General features: G+C 66.5%; 2 protein-coding genes. One reads left to right on the top strand and one right to left on the bottom strand.

The genetic code is table 11. The features are described from left to right. Nucleotides 1-92: 92 nt before the first annotated feature. A complete protein-coding gene (locus V7D28_RS14595; protein WP_333588111.1) occupies nt 93-1,685 on the bottom strand; it encodes an isocitrate lyase in 1,593 nt (530 codons plus the stop codon). A gap of 150 nt (nt 1,686-1,835) precedes the next feature. On the opposite strand from V7D28_RS14595, the gene V7D28_RS14590 reads away from it, so the two are divergent. Next, nucleotides 1,836-3,050, top strand: a 1,215-nt coding sequence (locus V7D28_RS14590) for a helix-turn-helix domain-containing protein (RefSeq protein ID WP_333588110.1), incomplete at its 3' end; no start/stop codon positions are given.

Below are 3,050 nucleotides of genomic sequence, written 5' to 3'. Positions count from 1 at the left end.
CCTCCGGGCCGCTCAGATGGTCGAGTTCTACGCCCTGCTCATCGACAAGGCGGCAAGGTTGCGGGACGGGCCGAGGCCCGTCCCCGCGCCCCTTAGGCGAACTGGTTCATCGTGTTGTGGACGCCGCCGGCCTTGAGGGCCGCTTCACCGGCGAAGTACTCCTTGTGATCGTCACCGATGTCGGAGCCCGACATGTTCTGGTGCTTCACGCAGGCGATGCCCTGGCGGATTTCCTCGCGCTGGACCTGCTTGACGTAGCCCAGCATGGCTTCGTCGCCGAAGTAGCGCTTGGCCAGGTTGTCGGTGGACAGGGCCGCGGTGTGGTAGGTCGGCAGGGTGATCAGGTGGTGGAAGATGCCCGCCCGCTTGGCGCCGTCGGCCTGGAAGGTGCGGATCTTCTCGTCCGCCTCGATGGCCAGTTCGGTCGCGTCGTAGTCGATGCTCATCAGCTTGTCGCGGTCATAGGCCGAGACGTCCTTACCGGCCGCCTTGTAGGCGTCATAGACCTGCTGACGGAAGTTTAGGGTCCAGTTGAAGGACGGGCTGTTGTTATAGACCAGCTTGGCGTTGGGGATGACCTCGCGGATGCGGTCCATCATCGAGGCGATCTGCTCCACGTGGGGCTTTTCGGTCTCGATCCACAGCAGGTCGGAGCCGTTCTGCAGCGAGGTGATGGAGTCCAGCACGCAGCGGTCGGCGCCGGTGCCTTCGCGGAACTGGAACAGGTTCGAGGGCAGGCGCTTGGGACGCAGCAGCTTGCCGTTGCGGTTCAGAACCACGTCGCCATTCTTCATGTCCGACGGGGCGACCTCTTCGCAATCGAGGAAGCTGTTGTACTGGTCGCCGATGTCGCCCGGCTCATGGCTGACGGCGATCTGCTTGGTCAGGCCAGCGCCGAGCGAGTCGGTGCGGGTGACGATGATGCCGTCGTCCACGCCCAGCTCGAGGAAGGCGTAGCGGCAGGCGCGGATCTTCTGGATGAAGTCCTCGTGCGGGACGGTGACCTTGCCGTCCTGGTGGCCGCACTGCTTTTCGTCGGAGACCTGGTTTTCGATCTGCAGGGCGCAGGCGCCGGCCTCGATCATCTTCTTGGCCAGCAGGTAGGTCGCCTCGGCGTTGCCGAAGCCCGCGTCGATGTCGGCGATGATCGGAACGACGTGGGTCTGATAGTTGTCGACCGCGTCGATGATTTCCTGCTCGCGCTTCTTGTCGCCGGCCGCGCGGGCGGCGTCCAGGTCGCGGAACATCAGGCCCAGCTCACGGGCGTCGGCCTGACGCAGGAAGGTGTAGAGCTCTTCGATCAGAGCCGGGACCGAGGTCTTCTCGTGCATCGACTGGTCCGGCAGCGGGCCGAACTCCGAACGCAGGGCCGCGACCATCCAGCCCGAGAGGTACAGGTACTTCCGGTCGGTGGTGCCGAAGTGCTTCTTGATGGAGATCATCTTCTGCTGGCCGATGAAGCCATGCCAGCAGCCCAGGGACTGGGTGTACTTGGTGGGATCGAGGTCATAGGCCGCCATGTCCTTGCGCATGATGGCGGCGTTGTAGCGGGCGATCTCCAGACCGGTCTTGAAGCGGTTCTGCAGGCGCATGCGCGCCACGCTCTCCGGGTTGATCCCGTCCCAGGTGCCGTTCTTGCTCTTGATGAGCTGGCTCATCTCGATGATGTGGTCTTGGTAGGCCATGACTGTGATCCCTTGATCGAAGCAGACGTTGGCCGCTCCCTACTCCCGCGCGAACCCGGGGCGAAAGGGGGCGCGAGGTGGGGATGTAAGACTTTACAGCAATATCCTGTAATGTTGTAATGTCTCGAAAACCTCAGGAAAAGCACCACCATGGCCCTGGAGCGCCGTCTTTATGCGGGCGCCAATCTGCGCCGTCTGCGCCGCGACCTGGGTCTGACCCAGGCGGATATGGCGGCCGACCTGGACATCTCGGCCTCCTATGTCGCCCTGCTGGAGCGCAATCACCGGCCGCTGAGCGCCGAAATGCTGCTGCGGCTGGCCCAGACCTACAAGATCGACGTGGCCGTCCTGGCCGGCGGCGCAGGGGGCGACGACGCCGCGCGCCTGCAGGCGGTGCTCAAGGACCCCATGTTCGCCGACATCGACCTGCCGGCCATGGAGAGCGGCGATGTGGCCACCAACTTTCCCGGCGTCGCCGAGGCCATACTTCGGCTCTACACCGCCTATCAGGAGGAGCATCTCGCCCTGGCCGACCGGGACGAGGCCGCCCGGGAGGTGGGCGGGCTGGAGGCCCAGGCCTCTGATCCCGTCGCCGAGAGCCGACGCTTCCTGGCCGCGCGCCACAACAGCTTCCCCGCCCTGGATGACGCCGCCGAGCGCCTGGCCCAGGCCATAGCCGATCGCCACGGCCTGACGGGCTATCTGAAGGGCCGCCACGACCTCAAGGTCCGCCGCCTGCCCTCCAGCGTCATGGTCGGCTCCACCCGGCGGCTGGACTGGCACCGGCGCGAGGTGCTGCTGGACGACTCCCTGGACACCGCCAGCCAGACCTTCCAACTGGCCCTGCAGGTGGCCTATCTGGAAATGCGCGACGAGGTCGAGGCCACCCTGGCGGAGAGCAGCTTCGCCACCGAGAGCGGCGAGCGCCTGGTCCGCCGCGCCCTGGCCAGCTATGCGGCCGCAGCCATTCTGATGCCTTACGGCGCCTTCGCCCGGGCTGTGGAGGCCCGGCGCTATGACGTGGAGGCCCTGGCGCGCCAGTTCGGCGCCAGCTTCGAGCAGACCGCCCACCGTCTCACCACCCTGCAGAAGCCCGGACAGGAACGGGTGCCCTTCTTCTTCATCCGGGTGGATCCGGCGGGCAATGTCTCCAAGCGGCTGGACGGGGCGGGCTTTCCCTTCGCCCGGCACGGAGGGGGCTGCCCCCTGTGGTCGGTGCATCACGCCTTCCGCCGCCCGCGGGAGATCATCACCCAGTGGCTGGAACTGCCCGACGGCCAGCGCTTCTTCTCCATCGCCCGCACGGTGACCGCCGGGGGCGGCGGCTATGGGACGCCGCGGGTGGAGCGCGCCATCGCCCTGGGC

Origin of the sequence: Phenylobacterium sp., assembly GCF_036723115.1 — a bacterium.
Classification (GTDB): domain Bacteria; phylum Pseudomonadota; class Alphaproteobacteria; order Caulobacterales; family Caulobacteraceae; genus Phenylobacterium.
The sequence above is the reverse complement of the archived record's forward strand: the minus strand, read 5'-3'. Positions and strand labels throughout refer to the sequence as shown.

Bases quoted from the DNA above. Each gene is read 5' to 3' on its own strand.
- V7D28_RS14595 (WP_333588111.1), bottom strand. From the start codon at position 1,685: ATGGCCTACCAAGACCACATCATCGAGATGAGCCAGCTCATCAAGAGC.